Annotated in this window: 19 protein-coding genes and 2 pseudogenes; 8 read left to right on the top strand and 13 right to left on the bottom strand. The window is 68.7% G+C overall.

Annotation, left to right across the window (positions count from 1 at the left end; translation table 11 throughout):
- Positions 1-65 precede the first annotated feature (65 nt).
- A complete protein-coding gene (locus R0D99_RS01645; protein ID WP_317749686.1) occupies positions 66-1,649 on the bottom strand; it encodes an ABC transporter substrate-binding protein in 1,584 nt (527 codons plus the stop codon).
- Positions 1,650-1,933: 284 nt separating this feature from the next.
- Here R0D99_RS01645 and R0D99_RS01640 point away from each other — a divergent pair.
- The 6 genes and pseudogenes from R0D99_RS01640 to R0D99_RS01615 all read left to right on the top strand — a co-directional run.
- A pseudogene (locus tag R0D99_RS01640) lies at positions 1,934-3,658 on the top strand (FMN-binding glutamate synthase family protein); the annotation flags it as partial.
- 416 nt (positions 3,659-4,074) lie between these two features.
- Complete coding sequence (locus tag R0D99_RS01635) at positions 4,075-4,848, top strand: ABC transporter ATP-binding protein (protein WP_317749685.1); 774 nt, start codon at positions 4,075-4,077, stop codon at positions 4,846-4,848.
- 2 nt (positions 4,849-4,850) lie between these two features.
- Positions 4,851-5,561: an ABC transporter ATP-binding protein gene (locus R0D99_RS01630; protein ID WP_317749684.1), complete on the top strand. Its 711-nt coding sequence runs from the start codon at positions 4,851-4,853 to the stop codon at positions 5,559-5,561.
- Positions 5,562-5,616: 55 nt separating this feature from the next.
- The gene (locus R0D99_RS01625; RefSeq protein ID WP_317749683.1) at positions 5,617-6,837 is read left to right on the top strand and encodes an ABC transporter substrate-binding protein; all 1,221 of its coding nucleotides are present in this window, start codon (positions 5,617-5,619) and stop codon (positions 6,835-6,837) included.
- Positions 6,838-6,882: 45 nt separating this feature from the next.
- Positions 6,883-7,767, top strand: a complete 885-nt coding sequence (locus R0D99_RS01620; RefSeq protein WP_317749682.1) for a branched-chain amino acid ABC transporter permease — start codon at positions 6,883-6,885, stop codon at positions 7,765-7,767.
- A gap of 136 nt (positions 7,768-7,903) precedes the next feature.
- Positions 7,904-8,890: a branched-chain amino acid ABC transporter permease gene (locus R0D99_RS01615; protein WP_416365955.1), complete on the top strand. Its 987-nt coding sequence runs from the start codon at positions 7,904-7,906 to the stop codon at positions 8,888-8,890.
- A gap of 126 nt (positions 8,891-9,016) precedes the next feature.
- Here R0D99_RS01615 and R0D99_RS01610 read toward each other — a convergent pair whose 3' ends face one another.
- The 9 genes and pseudogenes from R0D99_RS01610 to argS form a co-directional block, all read right to left on the bottom strand.
- Positions 9,017-10,588: an aldehyde dehydrogenase family protein gene (locus tag R0D99_RS01610; RefSeq protein ID WP_317749681.1), complete on the bottom strand. Its 1,572-nt coding sequence runs from the start codon at positions 10,586-10,588 to the stop codon at positions 9,017-9,019.
- A gap of 47 nt (positions 10,589-10,635) precedes the next feature.
- Positions 10,636-11,124 carry a putative toxin-antitoxin system toxin component, PIN family gene (locus tag R0D99_RS01605; RefSeq protein ID WP_317749680.1) on the bottom strand — a complete coding sequence of 163 codons (489 nt, stop codon included), beginning with the start codon at positions 11,122-11,124 and terminating at the stop codon, positions 10,636-10,638.
- Positions 11,121-12,446 carry a THUMP domain-containing class I SAM-dependent RNA methyltransferase gene (locus tag R0D99_RS01600; protein WP_317749679.1) on the bottom strand — a complete coding sequence of 442 codons (1,326 nt, stop codon included), beginning with the start codon at positions 12,444-12,446 and terminating at the stop codon, positions 11,121-11,123. The genes R0D99_RS01605 and R0D99_RS01600 overlap by 4 nt, the downstream gene beginning before the upstream one ends.
- 52 nt (positions 12,447-12,498) lie before the next feature.
- Positions 12,499-14,190, bottom strand: a complete 1,692-nt coding sequence (gene rpoN, locus R0D99_RS01595) for an RNA polymerase factor sigma-54 (RefSeq protein ID WP_317749678.1) — start codon at positions 14,188-14,190, stop codon at positions 12,499-12,501.
- 85 nt (positions 14,191-14,275) lie between these two features.
- The gene (gene lptB / locus R0D99_RS01590; protein ID WP_317751174.1) at positions 14,276-15,037 is read right to left on the bottom strand and encodes an LPS export ABC transporter ATP-binding protein; all 762 of its coding nucleotides are present in this window, start codon (positions 15,035-15,037) and stop codon (positions 14,276-14,278) included.
- Between the two features lie 17 nt (positions 15,038-15,054).
- A complete protein-coding gene (gene lptA / locus R0D99_RS01585) occupies positions 15,055-15,702 on the bottom strand; it encodes a lipopolysaccharide transport periplasmic protein LptA (protein ID WP_317749677.1) in 648 nt (215 codons plus the stop codon).
- A 124-nt stretch (positions 15,703-15,826) separates the two neighbouring features.
- Positions 15,827-16,462: a thiol:disulfide interchange protein DsbA/DsbL gene (locus R0D99_RS01580; RefSeq protein ID WP_317749676.1), complete on the bottom strand. Its 636-nt coding sequence runs from the start codon at positions 16,460-16,462 to the stop codon at positions 15,827-15,829.
- Between the two features lie 251 nt (positions 16,463-16,713).
- A complete protein-coding gene (locus R0D99_RS01575) occupies positions 16,714-17,538 on the bottom strand; it encodes an SPOR domain-containing protein (RefSeq protein WP_317749675.1) in 825 nt (274 codons plus the stop codon).
- A 126-nt stretch (positions 17,539-17,664) separates the two neighbouring features.
- A pseudogene (gene argS, locus R0D99_RS01570) lies at positions 17,665-19,337 on the bottom strand (arginine--tRNA ligase).
- A gap of 101 nt (positions 19,338-19,438) precedes the next feature.
- On the opposite strand from argS, the gene R0D99_RS01565 reads away from it, so the two are divergent.
- Both R0D99_RS01565 and R0D99_RS01560 read left to right on the top strand, forming a co-directional pair.
- A complete protein-coding gene (locus tag R0D99_RS01565; RefSeq protein ID WP_317749674.1) occupies positions 19,439-20,368 on the top strand; it encodes a glycosyltransferase family 2 protein in 930 nt (309 codons plus the stop codon).
- On the top strand, positions 20,365-20,739 hold the full coding sequence (locus R0D99_RS01560; RefSeq protein WP_317749673.1) for a GtrA family protein: 375 nt from the start codon (positions 20,365-20,367) through the stop codon (positions 20,737-20,739). The genes R0D99_RS01565 and R0D99_RS01560 overlap by 4 nt, the downstream gene beginning before the upstream one ends.
- On the opposite strand, the gene R0D99_RS01555 is transcribed toward R0D99_RS01560, so the two are convergent.
- The 3 genes from R0D99_RS01555 to R0D99_RS01545 form a co-directional block, all read right to left on the bottom strand.
- On the bottom strand, positions 20,656-22,218 hold the full coding sequence (locus R0D99_RS01555; protein WP_317749672.1) for a glycosyltransferase family 39 protein: 1,563 nt from the start codon (positions 22,216-22,218) through the stop codon (positions 20,656-20,658). The two genes, R0D99_RS01560 and R0D99_RS01555, sit on opposite strands and share 84 nt — an antisense overlap.
- A gap of 74 nt (positions 22,219-22,292) precedes the next feature.
- The gene (locus R0D99_RS01550) at positions 22,293-23,150 is read right to left on the bottom strand and encodes a ChbG/HpnK family deacetylase (RefSeq protein ID WP_317749671.1); all 858 of its coding nucleotides are present in this window, start codon (positions 23,148-23,150) and stop codon (positions 22,293-22,295) included.
- A 7-nt stretch (positions 23,151-23,157) separates the two neighbouring features.
- Entirely contained in the window at positions 23,158-23,607 is a 450-nt protein-coding gene (locus R0D99_RS01545) for a DUF2214 family protein (RefSeq protein ID WP_317749670.1), read from the bottom strand.
- Positions 23,608-23,612: the final 5 nt, after the last annotated feature.

The following is a 23,612-nucleotide window of genomic DNA, read 5'->3' as shown; positions in this document are numbered from 1 at the left end:
ACAGCGCGCACGCGCCGCGCTCAGGTCTTCAGGCCATGCGTGCATGACGTCCCGCCCGGGAAGCCTCACTTCACACCGATCAACCGCCAGTCCAGCCGGTTGTCGGCGCGGTGCACGACGTCGATGTTTTTCTTCATCGCCCAGGGAATGACCTGGTTGTGCAGCGGCAGGTGGCTGACGTCCTTGTGCTCCAGCAGCAGGGCCTGCTCGATCAGTTCGCTGCGGCGCTTCTGGTCGACTTCGACCTTGATGCGCTCGACCAGCGCGTCCATCTGCGGGTTGCTGTAGCGGCCCACGTTGTAGTTGCCGTCGCCGCCCGCGCCGACGCTGCGCGTGAGCGATTGCAGGCTGTACAGCGCGTCGAACGTGGGCACGCCCCAGCCCAGCATGTAGATGCTGGCTTCGTAGCGCTGGATCATGGGGAAGTACGTGACCAGCGGCAGCGTGCGCAGCTTGGCTTTCACGCCCACCTTGGACCACATGGCCGCCACCGCCTGACAGATGCGTTCGTCGCCGATGTAGCGGTTGTTGGGGCAGGCAAAGTCGACTTCGAAGCCGTCCTTGTAGCCGGCGTCGGCCAGCAGTTTTTGCGCGGCGGCCACGTTGAAGGGGTAGCGCTGGTCGGCACGCTTGGTGTAGCCGTTGACCTGCGGCGCGATCAGCGTGCCGGTGTTCTGGCTTAAGTTCCGCATCACCACCTTGTGGATGGCGTCGATGTCAATCGCCTGGTACAGCGCCTGGCGCACGCGCTGGTCTTTCAGCGGGTTCTTGCCCTTGATGTTGCTGCCGGGCAGCTCGTCACGGTGCTGGTCCATGCCAAAGAAGATGGTGCGGTTCTCAGGGCCGGTCACCACCTTCAGGGCGTTGTTGTTCTGCACGCGCTGCAGGTCCTGCGGCGTGGGGTCCAGCACGAAGTCCACTTCGCCCGACAGCAGCGCGGCCATGCGGGTGGCGTCGGATTTGATGGGGGTGTAGATGATTTCGGTGACGTTACCGCTGGCCGCCTTGGCCGCCGTGCCCCACCAGTGGGGGTTGGTCACCATCACCAGCTTCTGGTCGGGCTGCCATTCCTTCACCATGAAGGGGCCGGTGCCCATGGCGTTGCGGTGGGCAAAGCTTTCGTCCTTGGTCTTGATGTCCTTGGGCTCGACGGACTTGTTCTTCTCGGCCCAGGCCTTGCTCATGATGCGCAGCTCGGTCAGCTGGTTCAGCAGCACGGGGTTGGGTGCCTTGGTGAAGACGTCGAGCGTGTTGGGGCCGGCCACCACCACCTTGTCGATGCCCTGGGTGTAGACGCTGTAGTTGGACGTCTTGGCCATGGCGCGCTCGAGCGAGTACTTGACGTCTTCCGCCGTCATGGCGCTGCCGTCGCTGAACTTCACGCCCTGCCGCAGCGTGAACTGCATCTGCGTGGGGCTGACCTGCTTCCACGCCGTGGCCAGCATCGGTTCGAGCTTGAAGGTCTTGCTGTTGTAGTACACCAGCGACTCATACACCGCCGCGTGCACGCCGTTGCCCAGCGCGTTGTTCTGCGAATGGATGTCCAGCGTGGGGATGTCGCTGGCGCTGGTCCACTTGAAGGTCTTGGCGTGCAGGGGCAAGGCGCAGCACGCCAGCAGGGCGGCCAGCGCAAGGGTGCGGGTTTTCATGGGGGTCGATCCTCCGTCGATGAAAGACCCGGCAGTATGCAGGCCGTACTCCCCTTGCCAGCACAGGGAAGTCCCTGATCCCGGCTGGCCCGATGCACCCAAAACGATAGCTGCATGCGCTTGTCAGGCAAGCGCTGCGGCCGTTTTTTGTTTGTAACGCCTGCATCAGTCCGCGCCGGGCCGCGCGTCCTTGGGCACAGGGGCGCACGGGTGGTAGGCTGTCGGCGACCCTGCCCGGCGGCCGCGCCGCGGGCGCATCGCCTGCTTTTTGTCCTGCCCTGCCCATGAATTCACCACCCCTCACCTTTGCCCGCACCGTGCGCTACAGCACCCTGGCGCTTTGCGTGGTGCTGCTGTTGCTGAGCCTGTTTTCGATGATCGCGTTCGGCCGCGGCCTGCTGTGGTTCGTGCTGTCGGGCGCGCTGCTGGCGCTGGGCGTGCACGACCTGACGCAGACGCGCCACGCCATCCTGCGCAACTACCCGGTGCTGGGCTGGCTGCGCTTTGCGTTTGAATTCATCCGGCCCGAGATTCGCCAGTACTTCATCGAAAGCGATACCGAGGCGCAGCCGTTTTCGCGCGCACAGCGTTCGGTGGTGTACCAGCGCGCCAAGGGCGACCCGGACAACCGGCCGTTCGGCACGCAGCTGGACGTGGGCGCCGAGGGCTACGAGTGGATCAACCACTCGCTGCACCCCAAACAGATCGAATCGCACGACTTCCGTATCTGGATCGGCGGGCAGCCCGGCGCACCCAACCCCGGCGCCGAGCCGTGCACGCAGCCCTACAGCGCCAGCGTGTTCAACATCTCGGCCATGAGCTTCGGCGCGCTATCGGCCAACGCGGTGCTGGCGCTGAACCAGGGCGCCAGGATCGGCGGCTTCGCGCACGACACGGGCGAAGGCTCCATCTCGCAATACCACCGCGAACACGGCGGCGACCTGATCTGGGAAATCGGCTCGGGCTACTTCGGCTGCCGCCATGCCGACGGCAGCTTCAGCGCCGAGCGCTTTGTCGAGCAGGCGCTGCAGCCGCAGGTGAAGATGATCGAGATCAAGCTGAGCCAGGGCGCCAAGCCCGGCCACGGCGGCGTGCTGCCGGGCGCTAAGGTCACGCCCGAGATCGCGGCTGCGCGCGGCGTGCCGGTGGGGCTGGACTGCATCTCGCCGTCGGCGCACAGCGCCTTTTCGACGCCGGCCGAGCTGATGCAGTTCATTGCGCAACTGCGCCGCCTGTCGGGCGGCAAGCCGACCGGCTTCAAGCTGTGCATCGGCCACCCGTGGGAATGGTTTGCGCTGGTCAAGGCCATGCTGGCGACCGGCATCACGCCCGACTTCATCGTCATCGACGGCGCCGAGGGCGGCACCGGCGCCGCGCCGGTCGAATTCACCGACCACGTCGGCACGCCGCTGCAGGAGGGGCTGCGCCTGGCGCACAACACGCTGTGCGGCGTGGGCCTGCGCGACCGCATCAAGCTGGGCTGCGCCGGCAAGGTGACCAACGCGTTCGACATCGCCCGCATGCTGGCGCTGGGTGCCGACTGGTGCAATTCGGGCCGCGCCTTCATGATGGCCGTGGGCTGCATCCAGGCGCAGACCTGCCACACCGGGCGCTGCCCCACCGGCGTAACCACGCAGGACCCGGTGCGCCAGCGCGCGCTGGTGGTGCCCGACAAGGCGCCGCGCGTGGCGCAGTTCCACGCCAATACGCTGCATGCGCTGAAAGAGCTGCTGCAGGCCGCCGGCCTGACGCACCCGGACGACGTGACCATGCACCACATCGTGCGCCGCATCGACGACGCCGAGGTGCGGCTGCTGTCGTCGCTGATGCCCGAAGTGGCGCCGGGCGCCATCCTGCACGACCTGGCGCGGCTGCCCAACGTGTTCCGCCTGTACTGGCCGCTGGCCGACGCGCACAGCTTTGCGCCCCGCACCCCCGCGCCGGGCGAATCACCGCCCGATCTGCGCGGCGCCGCCACGTCGCGCAAGGGCAACGCCCCGGCATCGGCGCACGAAGTGGCCCATCAACTGCGGCCGCACCGCAAGCCCGAGCCCGCGCCCAGGACCCACGTGGTGCCCGAACAGGCCCATCCGGCCGCTGCCACGCCCGCCTCGCCCACCGAAGTGCCGCCCACCTGGCGCAGCTCGGAGGCCGACGCCGATGGGGCGCCGCAAGAGAAGGATGCCGCGTGAACGATGGGGGATTCCCGTTCGCGGCGCTTCGCCACGCGTGCCGGAATGGCGCATCGGGCCGGGCCCGGCGCGCACGGACGGCACCGGAAACGGGCCTGAAAAACCAGCGCCTCAGCCCCTGGCTGCAGCACATCCGACCCACTGTTCGACGGGTACAAACCCCTAGCCCCCCCACGGCGGCAAGTCACTCATAATCCGCCGGTTTTTGATTGTGTAAAGGCGCGACGGGCCGCATGAGTTCGGACATCATTTTGGAGACGCGTGGACTCGTCAAAGAGTTCAAGGGCTTCGTGGCGGTCAACGACGTCAATCTGCAGGTGCGTCGCGGCACCATCCATGCCCTGATCGGCCCCAACGGCGCGGGCAAGACCACCTGTTTCAACCTGCTCACCAAGTTTCTGGAGCCCACGCGCGGCCAGATCCTGTTTGACGGGCACGACATCACGCGCGAAAAGCCGGCCGACATCGCGCGGCGCGGCGTGGTGCGTTCGTTCCAGATCTCGTCCACCTTTCCCAACATGAGCGTGCTGGAAAACGTGCGCGTGGCGCTGCAGCAGACGCTGGGCACCGCCTTCAGCTTCTGGAAGTCGGAGCGCACGCTGAACCAGCTGAACGACCGCTGCATGGAACTGCTGGGCTTCGTCGGCCTGGCCGACTACGCGCACCTGAAGGCCGTCGAACTGCCGTACGGCCGCAAGCGCGCGCTCGAGATCGCCACCACGCTGGCCATGGACCCCAAGCTGATGCTGCTGGACGAACCCACGCAGGGCATGGGCCACGAGGACGTGGACATGGTCACACAGCTGATCAAGAAAGTGGCCGCCAACCGCACGGTGCTGATGGTCGAGCACAACATGGGCGTGGTCGGCAACATCGCCGACCAGATCACGGTGCTGCAGTTCGGCCAGGTGATTGCCGAAGGCCCGTACGCCGAGGTGTCGAGAAACCCGCAGGTGCTGGAGGCCTACATGGGCAGCGCCGACGAAGTGCTGCAGGGGGCGCATTGAGCATGAACGCCACCGCACCCGCCATCCGCCTGCAGGACGTCCACTCCTGGTACGGCGAATCCCACATCATGCACGGCGTCAACGTCGACGTGATGCCGGGCGAAGTCGTGTCGCTGCTGGGCCGCAACGGCGCCGGCCGTACCACCACGCTGCGTGCCATCATGGGCCTGACCGGCAAGCGCACCGGCTCGATCCAGGTCAATGGCGTCGAGACCGTGCGCATGGCGCCGCACCAGATCGCGCGGCTCGGCCTGGGCTATTGCCCCGAAGAGCGCGCCATCATGACCTCGCTGACGTGTCAGGAAAACCTGATGCTGCCGCCCAAGGTGGCCGAAGGCGGCATGAGCGTCGAAGAGATCTACGACATGTTCCCCAACCTGAAGGCGCGCAAGAACAGCCCGGGCGGGCGCCTGTCGGGGGGAGAACAGCAGATGCTGGCGGTGGCGCGCATCCTGCGCACGGGCGCTAAGACGCTGCTGCTGGACGAAATTTCGGAAGGCCTGGCGCCCGTCATCGTGCAGGCGCTGGCGCGCATGATCCGCGAGTTGCGCTCGCGCGGCTTCACGGTGCTGATGGTCGAGCAGAACTTCCGCTTTGCCGCGCCGCTGGCCGACCGCTTCTACGTGATGGAGCGCGGCCTGATCGTGCGCGAGTTCTCGTCGGCCGAGCTGCAGGACAACATGGACATGTTGCGCGAGTACCTCGGCGTCTGATTTTTCCCGTTTTCCCTGTCCGTTTTTTTGGCAGTCCCTCTAAGGAGATGTAATGATGAAACGCAAATTGCTCTGCACGCTGATCGCCGGCATGGGTCTGGCAGCCGCTGGCGTGGCGCAGGCCCAGATTTCGGGCAACGTGGTCAAGATCGGTGTGATGAACGACATGTCGGGCCTGTACGCCGACATCGGCGGCCCCGGCTCGGTGCTGGCCGCCAAGATGGCGGTCGAGGACTACCTGAAGGCCAGCAAGTCGCAGCTGAAGGTCGAGGTCGTGTCGGCCGACCACCAGAACAAGCCGGACGTCGGCTCCAGCATTGCCCGCAAGTGGTACGACACCGACGGCGTGGACATGATCGCCGACGTGCCGACCTCGTCGGTCGCGCTGGCCATCAACCAGATCTCGCGCGAAAAGGGCAAGGCCTTCGTCAACACCGGTGCGGCCACGTCCGACCTGACCGGCAAGGACTGCTCGCCCACCACCGTCCACTGGCTGTATGACACCTGGATGCTGGCGCACGGCACCGGCAGCGCGGTGGTGAAGAACGGCGGCGACAGCTGGTACTTCCTGACCGCCGACTACGCCTTCGGCCACGCGCTGGAGCGCGACACGGCCGAGGTGGTCAAGGCCGCCGGCGGCAAGGTGCTGGGCACCGTGAAGGTTCCGCTGAACACGCAGGACTTCTCGTCCTTCCTGCTGCAGGCGCAGTCGTCCAAGGCCAAGATCGTCGGCCTGGCCAACGCCGGTGGCGACACCATCAACTCGATCAAGCAGGCGTCCGAATTCGGCATCGTCAAGGGCGGCCAGAAGCTGGCCGGCCTGCTGGTGTTCCTGCCCGACGTGCACGGCCTGGGCCTGGACAAGGCGCAGGGCCTGAACATCACCGAAACCTTCTACTGGGACCTGAACGACGGCACGCGCGCCTGGACCAAGCGCTTTGCCGCGGCCAACGGCGGCAAGTACCCGTCGATGGACCACGCGGGTGTCTATTCCGGCGTGCTGCACTACCTGAAGGCCGTGGACGCCGCCAAGACCGACGATGGCGCCAAGGTGGTGGCCAAGATGAAGGAACTGCCGACGGACGATCCGCTGTTCGGCAAGGGCCAGGTACGCGCCGATGGCCGCAAGATCCACCCCGCCTATCTGTTTGAAGTCAAGAAGCCCAGCGAGTCCAAGGGCCCGTACGACTACTACAAGCTGATGGCCACCATCCCGGCCGACAAGGCGTTCCGCCCGATCGACCAGGGCAACTGCCCGCTGGTGGCCAAGAAGTAAGGCTGGCCTGACCCGCAACGCGACCGCACGGCAAACGAACGAAACATGGAAATCTTCGGCATCCCGATCCAGGCCATGATGGGCCAGCTGCTCATCGGCCTGATCAATGGCTCGTTCTACGCCCTGCTGTCGCTGGGCCTGGCCGTCATCTTCGGCCTGCTCAACATCATCAACTTTGCCCACGGCGCCCAGTACATGCTGGGCGCCTTCGGGGCCTACCTGTTGCTCAACAAGCTGGGGCTCGGCTACTGGTGGTCGCTGATCATCGTGCCGCTGGTCGTGGGCGCCACCGGCGTCGTCATCGAGCGCACCATGCTGTCGCGGCTGTACAAGCTGGACCACCTGTACGGCCTGCTGCTGACCTTTGGCCTGGCGCTGATCATCCAAGGATTCTTCCGCAACGAATACGGCTCGACCGGCCTGCCCTACTCGATGCCCGAGCAGTTGCAGGGCGGCGTCAACCTGGGCTTCATGTTCCTGCCCATTTATCGCGGCTGGGTCATCATTGCCTCGCTCATCGTCTGCCTGGCGACCTGGTTCGTCATCGAGCGCACCAAACTGGGCGGCTACCTGCGCGCCGCCACCGAAAACCCGCAGATCGTGCAAGCCTTCGGCATCAACGTGCCGCGCATGATCACGCTGACCTACGGCTTCGGCGTGGCGCTGGCCGCGCTGGCCGGCGTGATGGCCGCGCCCATCTACCAGGTCAGCCCGCAGATGGGCGCTGACCTCATCATCGTAGTGTTCGCCGTGGTCGTCATCGGCGGCATGGGCTCGATCATGGGCGCCATCGTCACCGGCTTCGGCCTGGGGCTGATCGAAGGCCTGACCAAGGTGTTCTACCCCGAGGCGTCGACCACCGTCATCTTCATCATCATGACCATCGTGCTGCTGATTCGTCCAGCTGGTCTGTTCGGCACGCAAAAATGACATCCCCCCTGAGTCGCCTGCGGCGCCTTCCCCCCCAGGGGGACAACGCCAGTGGCCGGGCCAAGCCCGCTCCACGGCGTTCCCGCATGGCCTGCTCCGCGGCCTATCGAAGCACGCCACGCGGCAAGCAATTGAAATGACTGAATCGGCCCTCTCCAACTCATCTTCTACAGTGGCGCGCTCTGCGGGCGGAGACGTAGCGCGCACGCACCGCAACGCCTTCATCGTGATGGCGATCCTGTTCATGGTCGCGCCGCTGGTCGGCGTGTACCCGGTGTTCATGATGAAGGTGATGTGCTTCGCACTGTTCGCCTGCGCCTTCAACCTGCTGCTGGGCTTTGGCGGCTTGCTGTCGTTCGGCCATGCCATGTTCCTGGGCAGCGCCGGATACGTGACCGCGCACGCCGCCAAGGTGTGGGGGCTGACGCCCGAGCTGTCGATTGCCGCGGGCACGCTGTGCGCGGCCGCGCTGGGCTGGGTGGTGGGCAAGCTGGCGATTCGCCGCCAGGGCATTTACCTCACCATGATCACGCTGGCGCTGGCGCAGATGGTGTTCTTCTTCGCGCTGCAGGCGCCGTTCACCGGCGGTGAGGACGGCATCCAGGCGGTTCCGCGCGGCAAGCTGTTCGGCCTGATCGACCTGTCGAACACCAACGTCATGTACGCCTTCGTGCTGGCCATCTTCCTGGGCGGCTTCCTGCTGATCTACCGCATCATCCACTCGCCCTATGGCCAGGTGCTGAAGGCGATCCGCGAGAACGAGCCGCGCACCATTTCGCTGGGCTACGACGCCGACAAGTTCAAGCACCGCGCCTTCGTGCTGTCGGCCGCGCTGTCGGGCCTGGCGGGCTCGACCAAGTCGCTGGTGTTCCAGCTGGCCTCGCTGACCGACGTGCACTGGAGCATGTCGGGCGAGGTGGTGCTGATGACGCTGGTGGGCGGCCTGGGCACGATCTTCGGCCCGGTGCTGGGCGCTGCCGTCATGGTGACCATGCAGAACTACCTGGCCGAGCTGGGCGCCTGGGTGACGGTGGTGCAGGGCGTGATCTTCGTGGTCTGCGTGCTGTTGTTCCGCCGCGGCATCGTGGGCGAGATCGGGCATCTGTTCAAGAAGTCGCTCTGAGCGCGCGACGCCGCGCACCCAGAACACGCGGGCCATGGCCCGCGTTTCTGTTTTTTTAGCCTCCAATGCCGCTCTGGCGCTTGCCTGTCAAGCGTCAGTAGCTATGATTTTTGAATCTTCAGTCGCTTATTCGACCACCGTGCGCGACTGCTCGCGCAGGTATTGCTGCAGGTAGTAGAACGATCCGATGGCCTTGCCGGTCGAGCCGCTGCCCTTCCAGCCGCCAAAGGGCTGGTAGCCCGGCCACGCGCCCGTGGTGGCACCCTGCGGGCGGTTGGCATAGGTGACGCCGGCTTCGATGCGCGCGTGGAAACGCGCCACCTCGTCGGCCGTGCCGTAGAAGCCCGCCGTCAGGCCGTAGTCGCTGGCGTTGGCGCGGTCGATGCCTTCGTCGACCGAGTCGACCTCGCCCACCAGCACCACGGGCAGGAAGTGCTCGTCCACCCACGCCGCATCCTGAAGCGGGGCGCGCGCCACCGTCGGCGCGACGAAGAAGCCGCGCGCCAGATCGCCGCCGGTCAGCCATTCGCCGCCGGTGTCGATCTGGCCAACGCTGCGCAGGTGCCCGGCCAGGCGCGCATAGCGCTCGTAGGCACGGCGGTCGATCACGGGGCCCATCCAGTGGGCCTGCTGCGTCGGGTCGCCCACCGCGATGTCGCGCGTGAGCTGCACCAGCCGCTCACGCAGCGCGGGCGCCGCCGGGCGCTCGACGTACACGCGCGAGCAGGCCGAGCACTTCTGCCCCGACAAGCCAAAGGCCGAGCGCAGGATGCCCAGCGCCGCACGCTCCACATCGCCATGTCGGCTGACGATGGTGGCGTTCTTGCCGCCCATCTCGGTGATGCAGGGCTTCGGGTAAGGCCCTTGCATGGCCTGCCGCAGCACCTGCATGCCCACCGCGTGCGATCCGGTGAAAGTGATGCCCGCCACCGCCGGGTGCTGCGCCAGCGCACGGCCGGTGTCATCGCCCCCGGTGACGAAGTTGATCACGCCCGGCGGCAGGCCGGCGTCGCGCAGGCACTCCAGCAGCAGCCAGCCCGACAGCGAGGTCTCGGGCGAGCACTTGAACACCGCCGTGTTGCCGGCGATCAGCGCCGGCCCCAGCGGGCCGCCCGCCAGCGCAAACGGAAAGTTGAACGGCGCGATCACCGCCCACACACCGTACGGCCGCAGCACGGTGCGGTTGTGGCTGGCAAAGTGGGGCAGCGGGTCATCGGCCAGCGGACGGTCGAAGCCGTCGTGCGATTCCATCTGGTCGCAGTACCAGTCGATCAGGTCGGCGGTTTCCTGCACTTCGCCAATCGCTTCCATGCGGTTCTTGCCCACTTCCACCGCCACCGCGGCGCTGATGGCGTACACGCGCTCCTCGATCAGCCGCGCCGCGCGCCGCAACAGCCCCACGCGCTCGCGCCACGGCGTGGCGGCCCAGGCCGGGTACGCCGCGCGCGCCGCCTGCACCGCGCGGTCCACGTCGGCCGGCGAGCCCTGCACGAAGCGCCCGACCATCCAATCCTGGTCGATGGGCGAACGCACCTCGAAGCGCTCGCCGCCCTCAGCCACCTGGCCGCCGATCCACTGCGGGTGTTCGCGCCCCAGGCCGTGCGCCTTGAAGTCGTCCAGTGCCGTATCAAAGCGCGCATGCAGCTCGGCCGGCGGATTGAACATGGTCGAGTAGGTGAGCTTGAATGGCGTGCTCATAGGTCGGCCTCCTGGTTGAATGATATGAATTTGATAGCGTCTCGCGATTAACTGGCAAGCGCTGGCGCCCAATGGGATGCCACTGTCACCTGATGCGCCAGCAGGCGGCGCGACAGGCTCAGGATCGCGCGGTCCTTGCTGAGCAGCTGCGCGCGGTGCGCCACGGCCAGCTCGATGAAGTGCTGGTCGTCAGGGTCGTCGCAGCACGGACACTGCGGCACGGGCACCGCCGGCACCGTGCAGACGGCGGCATCGTAGGCGGCCAGCACGGCGTCGGCACGGCGCTGATCGCGCGCCAGCCGCCGCGCGATCAACGGGTACGCCAGCACCCGCGCCAGCTCAGCGCGCATGGCCTCGGTGGCCAGCCAGCGCAGCGCCTGCGCCTGCAACGCGGCGCGCAGCGCGTCCACGCCGGGGTCGTCGAAGACCAGCAAGTCCAGCGCCAGGTTGGTGTCGATCACCACGCAGGCCGCGGCCGCAGGGGCGGCGGCGTCCGCCGTCGGCCAGCCGTGGGGGCGGGCCGCCGCCGCGGTCACGGGTCGCTCCGCTGCGGCGCCGGGCCGCGCGCGCTGAGGTCGAAGCGGAACAGGCGGCATTCGATGGGGCCGTTCCACAGCGGCACGCGGCGCGATTCCTTCAGCCGCAGGCGGCCGGGCAGCTTCAGGTCGGGCGTCAGCAACCAGGCCGTCCAGCCGGCGTAGTGGCTCTTCCAGTGCGCGGCCAGGCGCGTGAAGAACTCATCGCCCGCATTGACTTCGGCCGCCGTGCGGGCCGCGCCGTCGGCGCCGCGCTGGTGGGCCAACGTGCCGCTCTGAAAGGCTTCGCGCCCGTGCCCCTTCTGCCCCGCCACGCCGGCGGCGGCGATGCGCTCGCCATACGGCGGGTTCATCAGCAGCACGCCGGGCTGCGCGGTGGGTGGCATGCGCTGCAGCGCGTCGCCGCCGCGCAATTGCACCGCGTGGGCGACACCGGCGCGCTCGGCGTTGCGCTGTGCAAAGTCGACCATGCGGTGGGCGACGTCGCTGCCGAACACGTGAATGGCGCCATCCTTCAAGCCCAAAGCGCCTCCAGCGCTTGCCTGATCAGCGTGAGCAGCTTCTTTTTTTATAGCATTCCACTGCGCCGCGTCGAACGGACGCAGGCGCTCGAACCCGAAGCGCCGCTGCCCGCCAGCCGGCAGGCCCAGGCGCAGTTGCGCCGCCTCGATGACGATGGTGCCGCTGCCGCAGCAGGGGTCGTACAGCGGCGAGTCGACCACGCGCCGCTCGGCCGGCAGCCACCAGCCGCTGGCGGCCAGCATGGCGGCGGCCAGCGTCTCCTTCAGCGGCGCGTCGCCCTTGTCCTGCCGCCAGCCGCGCTTGAACAGCGGCTCGCCGCTGGTGTCGATGTACAGCGTGGCGTGCGTGGCGTCCAGGTGCGCGACGACGCGCACCTGCGGCGCGTGCGTGTCGATGCTGGGGCGCACGCCGCCCGCGTGGGCGCGAAACCGGTCGGCTACCGCGTCCTTCACGCGCAGGGTGGCAAAGTTGAGGCTCTTGAGCGGACTCGCCTGCGCCGTCAGGTCGACGCGGAAGGTCTGTTGCGGCGCAAACCAGTCCTCCCACGCCGCGCCCGCTGCCAGCGCATACAGGTCCTGCTCGTCGCGGTACGGCGCATGGGCCAGCTCGATCAGCACGCGCTGCGCCAGGCGGCTGTGCAGGTTCAAGCGCTGCATCAACGCCCAGTCACCCCGCACGCGCACACCGCCGCGCACCGTCAGCAAGTCCTGGCCCACCAGGCCGCTCAGGCCGTGCACCTCATCAGCAAGAAAACCCTCGACGCCACCGGCGCAGGGAAGAAACAGGGTCAGCAATGTCATGGAGGTGTGGGAATCCAGCAAGCGCCAATGATGCCCCATGCGCCAGCCTCGATCACACGCCCCCGCGCGGCCATGTCAAATGGCCGCGGAGCAGGCCATGCGCGGGCCGCCCAAGCCGGGGTCCCCCCCCGGCGACCAGCGGCGTCCCCCTGGGGGGAAGGCGCCGCAGGCGACTCAGGGGGGGGGCCGTCCTCCTCAAGCTCGCCACCGGAATGCGCAGCGCCTCGCGGTACTTGGCTACGGTGCGGCGCGCGCAGTCGATGCCTTGCTCCTTCAGCATGTCCGCGATCTTGCTGTCGGACAGCGGCTGGCTGGCATTTTCGGCGGCGATCAGTTGCCTGATGAGCGCGCGCACCGCCGTGCTGCTGGCGTTGCCGCCGGCTTCGGTGGCCAGGGCGGAGCCGAAGAAATACTTCAGCTCGAACGTGCCGCGCGGCGTGGCCATGTACTTGGCGGTGGTCACGCGCGAGATGGTCGATTCGTGCACGCCCAGTTCATCGGCCAGTTCGCGCTGCACCATAGGGCGCATCGCCACCTCGCCATGCACGAAGAAGTTGCGCTGCCGCTCGACGATGGCCGTGGCCACGCGCAGGATAGTGTCGAAGCGCTGCTGGATGTTCTTGATGAACCAGCGCGCTTCCTGCAGCCGGCTGGCCAGCGCCTGGTGGCCTTCGCCGCCCTTGCCGCCGCGCAGCGCGCTGGCGTAGAGGTCGTGCACGCGCAGGCGCGGCATCACGTCAGGGTTGAGCTGTACGCGAAAGCGCTGCACGCCGCCCGCGCCGCTGGCGGTGACGATGACGTCGGGCACGATGGCGTTGCGCTCGACGTCGGCAAAGGGCCGGCCGGGCTTGGGGTCGAGCCGCGCGATCAGCGCCATGGCGGCGCGCACCGCGTCTTCGGCGTCGCCCGTCAGCTGCGCCAGCTTTTTCGCGTCGCGCCGCGCCAGCAGGTCGAGCACACCGGGCTGGGCGCACACCTTCAGCGCGCTGGCGATCACCGCCTGCTCGCTGGCCGGCACGTCGCGCTCGGCCTGGCGGCTTTTCAATTGCAGCGTCAGGCATTCGGCCAGGTGGCGCGCGCCCACGCCGGGCGGCTCCAGCGATTGCAGCAGCTTCAGCGCCAGGCTGAAGCGGTGCACCAGTTCTTCCAGCTCCTCCAGGTCGTCGCCCTCGTCGGTCAGCGTGGCGGCCAGCTGGGCGAGCGAGTCTTCCAGATAACCGTCGTCGTTCAGCGACTCGATGAGAAAGTGCAGCGCCGCCCGGTCTTCGGGCGACAGCCGCAATGCCAGCGCCTGGCGGTGCAGGTGCTCGGTCAGCGACTCGTGCGGGCCGCCGCGCTCGCCCGGGTCCAGTTCGTCGTCGCCGTCCGCCCCGCGGGCGCGCGCCGGGGCATCGCCGCCCCATTCGCTGTCGTCGGGCGTGACCTCGACGCTGCCGTCGCCGTCCCAGCTGTCGGGCAACAGGCTGTCGACGGGGGCGTCGCCGGCGGCGCTGGGGTCGTCTGTGGTGGACGCCGCTTCATGGATGCGGTCGCCTTCGCTGACGCGCGTGTCGGCACGGGCCAGCCCGAATTCCTCGCGCGGCGCGGCGTCGTCCTCGCGCTCGAGAAACGGGTTGTCGTCCAGCATCTGCTCGACTTCGCTGGCGAGTTCCAGCGTGGACAGCTGCAGCAGGCGGATCGACTGCTGCAGTTGCGGCGTCAGCGCCAGATGCTGCGAAACGCGCAGCGACAGGCCGGGCTTCATGCGGTCCTTGCAGCGGGCATCGGCCTTGTGCCCCCTCGCGCAGCAGCGGCGGGCAGGCGCGCCAGCGACTCAGGGGCGTGAGCTGTCACAACCTGAAATGCTCGCCCAGGTAGACGCGCCGCACCTCGGGGTTGTCGACGATGTCGGCTGGTGTGCCGGTCGCCAGCACGCGGCCTTCGCTGATGATGACCGCGTGGTCGCAGATGCCCAGCGTCTCGCGCACGTTGTGGTCGGTGATCAGCACGCCGATGCCGCGGTCCTTCAGGAAGGCGATGATGCGCTGGATCTCGATCACGGCGATGGGGTCGATGCCCGCGAATGGCTCGTCCAGCAGGATGAAGCGCGGCTGCGTGGCCAGCGCGCGCGCGATTTCGACGCGCCGGCGCTCGCCGCCCGACAGCGCCGGCGCGGGCGAATCGCGCAGCGAATTCACGTGCAGCTGCTCCAGCAGCTCGGTCAGGCGGCGCTCGATCTCGGCGCGCGGCAGCGCGCGGCCATCGGGGCCGACCTGCAATTCGAGCACGGCACGCACGTTCTCGGCCACGGTGAGCTTGCGGAAGATCGACGCTTCCTGCGGCAGATACGACAGGCCCAGGCGCGAGCGCTGGTGGATCGGCATGTGCTCGATCGACCGGCCATCAATGGTGATGCTGCCCGCGTCGGCGCGCACCAGGCCGACGATCATGTAGAACGACGTGGTCTTGCCGGCGCCGTTGGGGCCCAGCAGGCCCACCACCTCGCCGTTGGCGACGTCGAGCGACACGTCGTGCACCACGCGGCGCGCGCCGTAGTTCTTGCGCAGGCCGCGCACTGCCAGCCGGCTCTGGCCCGCATCGACCGCCGGCATTTCCGCGACCGCCACCTTCACCCGCCTGCCCCTGCTGGCAGCCGGTCGGCCGGGCGCAGCGGCACGGCAGCGGGCGCCGACGGCGGCGCGGCGGGCGCGGCACCGCTGGGGTTGCGCGGTGCCAGCGTGGCGCGCACGCGGCCGCCCGGCGCGGCCGAAGGCGCACCATCGGCGCGCGGCGCGCCGTCGACGGTGTAGACCTCGGTGGTGTTGTTGTAGACGATCACGCTGCCCAGCACCTGGTCCTGCAGCGTGGCGCCGGCCAGCCGGCGCATTTCGGCGCGGCGCAGAAAGCGCACCGTGTCGGCCTTGCCGTCGTATTCGATGGTTTCGCCTTCGCCTTCGATGAATTCGTCGACGCCTTCGCGCTTCTGGCGGAAGAAGGCGCGCTTGCCGGGCTCGGCGAACATGGTGCCGAACTGGTTGCCGTTGGCGTCCTGCCGCACTTCCAGCCGGGCGCCGCGCATCACGATGGTGCCCTTGGTCACCACCACGCGGCCGGTGAAGGTGGATAGCTGCTTCTGATCCTCATAGCGCAGGGCATCGGACTCGATGTTCATGGGCTTGTCGCGGTCGGCGCGCTCGGCCCAGGCCGACGTCGCGCCCAGGGCCAAGGCCATCGCCCACGCCAGCGCAGCTACAGAGGTAAAAAACGGGTGCTTCATCAAAGGCACGCTTTTTGCTTGATCGATGCGTTTCATTGTAGGGCGGTTCGACCGGCCGGCCCGCGGCGTGCGCATGAAAAAAGCCCGCCAGGGCGGGCTTTGGGGGGCACGCGCGGCGCCGCGATCAGCGCTTGCGCTCCTGTGCGATCAGGTTGTTGGCGATCTGGATCATGCGCTCGAATCCGCCGGCCATGGAGCCGTCGGTGTAGTACTTGCCCGCAATGCCCAGCGCCGGCGTGCCTTCGACCTTGTAGGCCTCCTGCAACTGCACCGCGCGGCGCAGCTTGCTGGCCACGCCGAAGGACTTGTAGGCTTCCTCGAACTTGGCGCGGTCCACGCCCTGCTCGGCGATCCAGGGGAACAGCACCTCGGGCTTGTCGACGCGCTTGCGCTCGGTCTGCAGGGCGTCGAACACCTTGCCGTGCACTTTTTCCAGCGCGGCCGGACCCATGGTCTCCAGCGCGTAGTAGATGCGCTGCAGCGGCTCGAAGCTGGTCTGGAAGCCCACGTGCACCAGGCGCACGTTCACGTCCTTCGGCGCCGCCTTCTTCCAGGCGCTGAACATCGGCTCGAAGTTCTTGCAGTGCGAGCAGCCGTACGAAAAGAACTCGATCACCTCGATCTGCCCCGCGGGCGACTCCACCGGCGCGCGCTCCTTCAGCGTGACGTAGCCCGGACCGGACTGGGCATGGGCAGGCAGGGCCAGCAGGCCGGGCAGGGCAAAGGCGGTGGCCCCCAGGGCAAATTCACGACGTTTCATGGGATCAGGATTCCGTTTCTTTCAACAGGCATCAGAGTGGCTGCGCTGCCGGCGAGTTCCGCTCACCACGGCGCCACCGTGTGAAGAATTTGTCAACTTCTCACCCCAGGGCTGCGCAGCAAGCCCTGAAAACGGGCCGCGGAGCAGGCCATTCGAGAACGCCGCGGAGCGGGCTTGCCCCGGCCGCCAGCGTTGTCCCCCACCGGGGGGAAGGCGCCGCAGGCGCCACAGGGGGATTAGCTTTTGGGGGATCACCTCTGCACCCGCACCAGCGCCGAGTCAAAGCCATTGCCATCCAGGCGGTCTTTCACCCGGTCGGCGGCGTCCTTGTTCTGGAACGGCCCGACGCGCACGCGGTAGACGGTGCGGCCGGACTGTTCGCGCTCGGTCACGCGGGCCTCGACGCCCATCAGCTGCAGGCGGGCGCGCTGCGCGTCGGCGTCTTCGGACGTGCGGAACGCGCCGGCCTGCACGAAGTAAGTGAACGCTTCGGCCGTCTGCGCGGCGGGCGCGTTGCCGGAACGGGCGGCCGCCAGGTCACCCAGCGGGTCGTTCGAGGTGGGGCGGGGCGGGCGCGTGGCCACGGGGGGCGGCTCGGACGCCTTGTCGGCGGCGCGCGTGGCAGGCTTGCTTTCCGCCGTGCGCGGCGGCTTCGTTTCGGCCGGCTTGCTTTCGGCCGGCTTCGTTTCAGCCGATTTCACCTCGGCGGGCTTGACCTCTGCCGGCTTGACCACGGCGGGCGCGGGGCGCGCCACTTCGGCCGGCGCCGGAATGGGCGCCGGCTCGGGCGCGGGCGCCACGGTGCCGCTGCTGACGGTGCCGCCGCCGCTGGGCTTGGCCGCATTGCGGTTGCGCAGCGGCGCGTTGGGGTCCCAGTCGCGGTTCTTCTCGGCTTCGGCCGCGTCCTGGCCGCTGGTGCGCGACGTGTTCTTGTTGACGAACGGCACCGGCACCTTGGCGACGTAGATGGCCACGCCCAGCGCCACGGCCAGGCCGAAGACCACGCCCAGGATGACGCCGAGGAAAGTGCCTCCCCCCTTGAGTTGCTGCGCGCCTTCCCCCCAGAGAGGAGGCACCGACAGTGGCCGGTGCAAGCCCGGCCACGGCGGTCGCTGGCATGGCCTGCTCCGCGGCCACTCGGTTCACTTTCACTGCATGCATGCGGTGCGGACGGAAATGAAAAATCATGGTGGGATAACGCGTTACATCCGGGCGGGGGCCGACACGCCCAGCACCGACAGGCCATTGTGCAATACCTGCGCGGTGGCGGCGACCAAGGCGAGGCGGGCTTTTTTCACCGTGTCGTCATCGACCAGGATGCGCTCGGCGTCGTAGTAGCTGTGGTAGCTGGCGGCCAGCTCGCGCAGGTAGAAGGTGACGTCGTGCGGGGCAAAGTCCTGCGCGGCGGCGGTCAGCATTTCGGGGTATTTGGCCAGTTGAAGCATCAGCGCCTGCGCGGCGGGGGTGTCGAGCGGCGCCAGATCGGCATCGGCCAGCGTGCCCAAGTCGCCGCCCCAGGCATCCAGCACCGAGCAGATGCGCGCGTGGGCGTACTGCACGTAATACACCGGGTTGTCGTTGTTCTTCTGCACCGCCAGGTCGACGTCGAAGGTGTATTCGGTGTCGGGCTTGCGGCTGAGCAGAAGAAGCGCACCGCATCCGCGCTGGTCCATTCGATCAGGTCGCGCAGCGTGACGTAGCTGCCGGCGCGCTTGCTGATCTTGACCTCTTCGCCGCCTTTGACCACGCGCACCATGGTGTGCAGCACGTAGTCGGGGTAGCCGGCCGGAATGCCGACACCCGCCGCCTGCAGCCCGGCGCGCACACGGGCGATGGTGCCGTGGTGGTCGGTGCCCTGGATGTTGACGACCTTGGGGTAGCCGCGCTCCCACTTGGTGATGTGGTAGGCGACGTCGGGCACGAAGTAGGTGTAGCCGCCCTCGGACTTGCGCATGACGCGGTCCTTGTCGTCGCCGTAGTCGGTGCTGCGCAGCCACAGCGCGCCGTCCTGCTCGTAGGTGTGGCCGCTGGCGACGAGCTTCTGCACCGCCGCCTCGACGCGGCCCGAGGTGTACAGGCTCGATTCCAGGTAGTACTCGTCAAAGGCCAGGCGAAAGGCGTGCAGGTCCTTGTCCTGCTCGTGGCGCAGGTAGGCGACGGCAAACTGGCGAATGCCGTCCAGGTCATTGACGTCACCGCTGGCGGTGAAGCGGCGGTCGTCGGCCTGCACGGTCTTCTTCGCCAGAAAGTCTGCCGCGATGTCAGCGATGTAGTCGCCGTTGTACGCCGCCTCGGGCCAGCCGGCGTCGCCCGGCTTCAGGCCCTTGGCGCGCAATTGCACCGAGTTGGCCAGCGTCTCGATCTGCACCCCGGCGTCGTTGTAATAGAACTCGCGGTGCACCTGCCAGCCTTGCGTGGCGAACAGGTTGCAGATGGCGTCGCCCAGCGCCGCCTGGCGGCCGTGGCCGACGTGCAGCGGGCCGGTTGGGTTGGCGCTGACGAATTCAACCAAAACACGGCCTGGCGCTTGTCCAGACTGCCCATACAGCTCTTTTTTTGAGAGCACTTCACACACCGTCTGCTGCTTGGCGGCGGGCTTCAGGCGGATGTTGAGAAAGCCGGGGCCGGCCAGTTCGATGGCGTCGGCCCAGCGCTGGAAGGCGGGCGTGGCCTCCAGCGCGGCCTTCAGCTGTTCACCCAGCGCGCGCGGGTTGGTCTTGAGCGGCTTGGCCAGCTGCATGGCGGCGGTGACGGCCAGATCGCCGTGCGCCGCCTGCTTGGGCGATTCGAAGGCGGCCTTGTCGCCGGCGCCGGGCGAGATTCGGTCCAGCTCGGTCGCCAGGGCGCCAAGCAACTCATTCTTCACGGATTGCATCGGCGAATTCTACGGGGGCGGCCACGGCGCGCCCGCCGAATGGCGGCATGATACGCACCGTGAACGCGACCGACCCCCGCCCGCCACGGCTTTCCTGCATCATGCCGGCCTACAACGAGGCCGCCAGCCTGCCGCGCGTGGTGCCCGAGGTGCTGGCCGCGCTGCAGGCGCTGTCACCCGCCGTCGAGCTGATCGTGGTGGACGACGGCAGCCGCGACGACACGGTGGCCGTCGTCACTGCGCTTCAGCAGCAGCACCCGCAGCTGGTGCTGCTGCAGCTGTCGCGCAACTTCGGCAAGGAAGCCGCGCTGTCTGCCGGGCTGGACCACGCGCAGGGGGATGTCGTGTTCATCATGGATTCGGACGGCCAGCACCCGGTGGCGCTGCTGCCGCGCATGCTGCAGGCGTGGCAGCAGGGCGCCGAAGTGGTGTACGCCGTGCGTCGCACGCGCGACGACCAGACCGCCCTGCACCGCAAGCTGGCCGGCGCGTTCTACGGCTTGGTCAACTGGGGCGCGCGCGTCAAGGTGCCAGCCGACGCGGGCGACTTCCGGCTGATGGACGCGCGCGTGGTGCGCGCGCTGCGCGAGCTGCCCGAGCAGCACCGCTTCATGAAGGGGCTGTACGCCTGGGTTGGTTTTCGCAGCCTGGCGCTGGACTACGAGCCGCTGCCGCGCCAGGCGGGCCACAGCCACTACGGGCTGCGCGGCGCCTTCCGCCTGGGCACCACCGGCCTGCTGGCGTTTTCGGCCGCGCCGCTGCGGCTGATGGGGCTGGTCGGCGTGCTGCTGGCGCTGGCGGCGCTGGGCTATGGCCTGTGGGTGGTGGGCGAATACTTCGTGCTGGGCATCGCCGTGCCGGGCTACGCCACCATCGTGGTGGGCATGATGTTTCTGGCCGGCGTGCAGTTGATGGCCGTCGGCCTGCTGTCGGAATACGTGGCGCGCATCTACGACGAGGTCAAGCGCCGCCCGCTCTACCTGGTGGCGCGGCGCACCGGGCAGGGCCTGCCCGCAGACCCGCACGCATGAGCGCGGCACGCACCGGCTTGTGGTTCGGCGTGGTGGGCGTGGCGGCGGCGCTCACGCACGCGGCGGTGTTCGGCCTGCTCCAGTCCGCCCTGTGGCCCGAGCTGGCCAACGCCGCCGGCTTTGCGGTGGCGTTCTTCGTCAGCTTTTTCGGCCACCGTTTCCTGAGCTTTCAGGACGCCGGTACCGGCCTGTGGACGAGCCTGCGGCGCTTTGCCGCCACGGCGCTACTGGGCTTTGCCGTCAACGAAGCCGTGTTCGTGCTGCTGCTGCGGGTCTTCAGCTGGCCGTCATGGCCGGCGCTGATTACCGCGCTGGTCGTGGCAGCCGGGCAGACGTTCGTGCTGAGCCGCTTCTGGGCCTTCCGGCGCTGACTGCCACAGGTCCCAGCGGTCGCCGTCGACCACGCGGCGCCAGCCGGGCGGCGGGGTGAAGTCGATGAGCGCGCCGGCCTGATCCTTCACGCGCGACTGCGCCACCAGCCAGCGCCGCGGCTGCGCGGCAGCCTCGACCAGCGCATCGGGCGCGCGCATCAGCTGGGCGGCGCGCGCCGGCTCGAAATCACCCGCCTCCAGCATTTCGCGCTCCCAGCTGTCGCCGATGCCATCGCGTGTGGCCGGCCAGTGCTGCGCCACCACCAGGGGCGCGGTCAGGCCGGCGATGAAGGGCAGGTCGTAGGGAAAGCTGCCGCTGCCTTCCAGATAGATCGGCTCGCCCGGCGCCGCGCGGCAGGCCAGTTCGCGCGCCAGGTCACCGGTCAGCCGGTGGCGCTGGTTCGGCCCGAAGCCGAACGTGATGACCAGCGCCACCAGCAGCGGCAGCGCGGCCAGCGCCGCAAACCAGCGCCCTTCGTGGCGCCGGCCGGCCATCGCGCGCTGCCAGCCGGCCGCCGCCAGCAGCGCCAGCGGCGGCAGCACCGGCAGCACGTAGCCGATCAGCTTGGAACGCGGGATGGAGAAGAACAGCAGAATCGCCAGCAGCCAGACCCAGGCCAGCAGGAAGGTGTCCTTCGCTATATTTTTGGAAGCGTCATGCGCTGCATCCGCCTGCGCCGGGCGCCGAAACAGCATGAAAATCGGCCATGGGAACAGCAGCGCCAGCAGCCCCACGATGTAGAACCACCACGGGTGCTGGTTGTTGAAGCCGCCGCCCGTGTAGCGGCCGAACTGGTGCGCGCCGAACATGTAGCGCCACAGGTCAGGATAGCGCTGCGCCGCCAGCACGAACCATGGCACGGCGATGGCGGCAAACAGCGCCAGCCCGCTCAGCCACGGCAGGCGCGGCACCTGCCGCCAGCGCCGCGCCAGGCTGAGCCACACGAACAGCACCAGCCCCGGCAGCGCCACGCCAATCAACCCCTTGGACAGCATGCCCAACGCGCAGCACGCGAAGCCGGCGCGCGCCCAGCCGGCGTGCGGGCGCCCATCGTCGGCCGCCAGCAGGAAGGCCAGCGCAAAGCACCAGATGGCGCTGGCGATCCACGACGCCACCAGCATGTCGTGGTTGATGTACTGCCCGCCCAGCAGAAAGCCGGGGCTGAGCGCCAGCATCAGCGCCGCGCGGCGCGCCAGCGGCTCGCCCACCAGCCGCCGGGTGGCAACGAACAGCCCCGCCAGCATCAGGCCCGCCGCCGCGGCCGGCACCAGCCGCGCCACCCACGGGTATGCGCCCAGCACACCCATGGCGCTGGCCTGCAGCCAGTGCAGCAGCGGCGGCTTGTGAAAGAAAGGCAGCCCGTTCAGGCGCGGCACCAGCCAGTCGCCCGACACCAGCATCCAGCGGCTGATTTCGGCATAGCGCCCCTCGTCGGGCAGGGCCAGCGGACGCACGGCGCCCAGCAAGACCAGCAGCACCCAGCAGGCCAGCAGGCCGAGCGGCCAGCGGGGCAGTGCGGAATCGGGGGGGTCGGCTCATCGGCAGCACAGGTTCAAGGGTTCAAGGCGGGCGCCGCACTGTACAACGCGCTGCCACGCGCCAGCTGCGCGCCGGCCTGGGCCAGCGCGCGCGGCAGGTCGTCGCCCGCCAGGCAGTGCCATTCGCGCTGGCGCGCGGCGGCGATGGGGTCGTCGCCCGCGGCGGCGCCTTCGGCCAGACCGGGGTGGCACATCACCACCGTGCCGGCGGGCGCGGCGGCCAGCCAGTCCGCCAGGCGGCGCGCGTAGCTGGCGGTGTCGCCGTCAAAACCGTAGATGCCTGTCAGGCCCGGAGCGCAAGGCAGACCTGCGTCAGCAGCTATCTTTTCAAGAGCATCCGCACCCAGCGCCGCGATCACGCGCGCCTTCAGGTCGCGCTGGCCGCGCGGCGCACGCGAGATGCGCAGCCACGGCCGCAGCGCGTGCGCGCCGTAGCGTTGCTGCAGCGCGCCCACCAGCGCCTGCCGGATGCCGGCGAACTGCTGCACGTGCTGGTGGCCGTCCACGTGGTTGGGCGGCGCGCCCCAGGCGGCTTCGAAGGCGTCGAGCTGGCGCTCGATCTCGGCGCGCGCCGCGGCGGGGTCGAAGCCGCCCAGCAGCGCGCGCCGCATGGCCGCGCCCAGCGGCAGGCCGTGGCCGGCGGCGATGGCGAACGGGCTGGTCCAGTCCAGGTGCAGGCCGACGTCGATTTGGCCGCGCAGTTCGCGCAGCGGCGCGGCGTCTTCGCGCCAGCGCGGCGACAGCACCATGGCGCTGGTGGCGCTCAGCCGCCCCTGCGCCGCCAGCGCGCGGATGCCGGCGCTGATGCCAGCGTCCTGCGCGTAGTCGTCGGCGCAAAGCACGATGGGCTTGCCGCCCGGCCCCGCCGGCATCAGCCCGTCACCCGCCAAAGCCGCGCGCCAGAAACACCGCCGCCAGCGGGATCAGCGCCACCACGTGGGTTTCGGTCATCACCAGCCGGCGCACGCCGTTGACTTCGCCCGCAGGGGGCAGCGAGCCGTCGGCCGCGTGGCGCGCCGCCCAGCGCGACAGCCGCCGCGTGGTGCCGGGCATCATGACGACGGTGACGATGAACAGCGTCAGCTTCAGGTGCAACAGCCAGTTGCCCCAGTACCAGGCCGCGCCCTTGGCGCCGCCGTAGATACGCAGCAGCCCCGTGACGAGCACGGCGGCGGTGGCGACCCACAGCAGCGTGTCGAGGCGGCGCAGGCGCGCCAGCGCGGCGGCGTTCAGCCATTCGGGCCGGCACAGCGCCGCCTGGGCGGAGGCGAACACGATCCAGCCCAGCACCGCGCTGAGGTGAAAGAAGGCAAGCCATGCTTCGGTCATGGCGC

Source organism: Ottowia sp. SB7-C50 (assembly GCF_033110285.1).
Lineage (GTDB): Bacteria > Pseudomonadota > Gammaproteobacteria > Burkholderiales > Burkholderiaceae_C > Ottowia.
The sequence above is the reverse complement of the archived record's forward strand: the minus strand, read 5'-3'. Positions and strand labels throughout refer to the sequence as shown.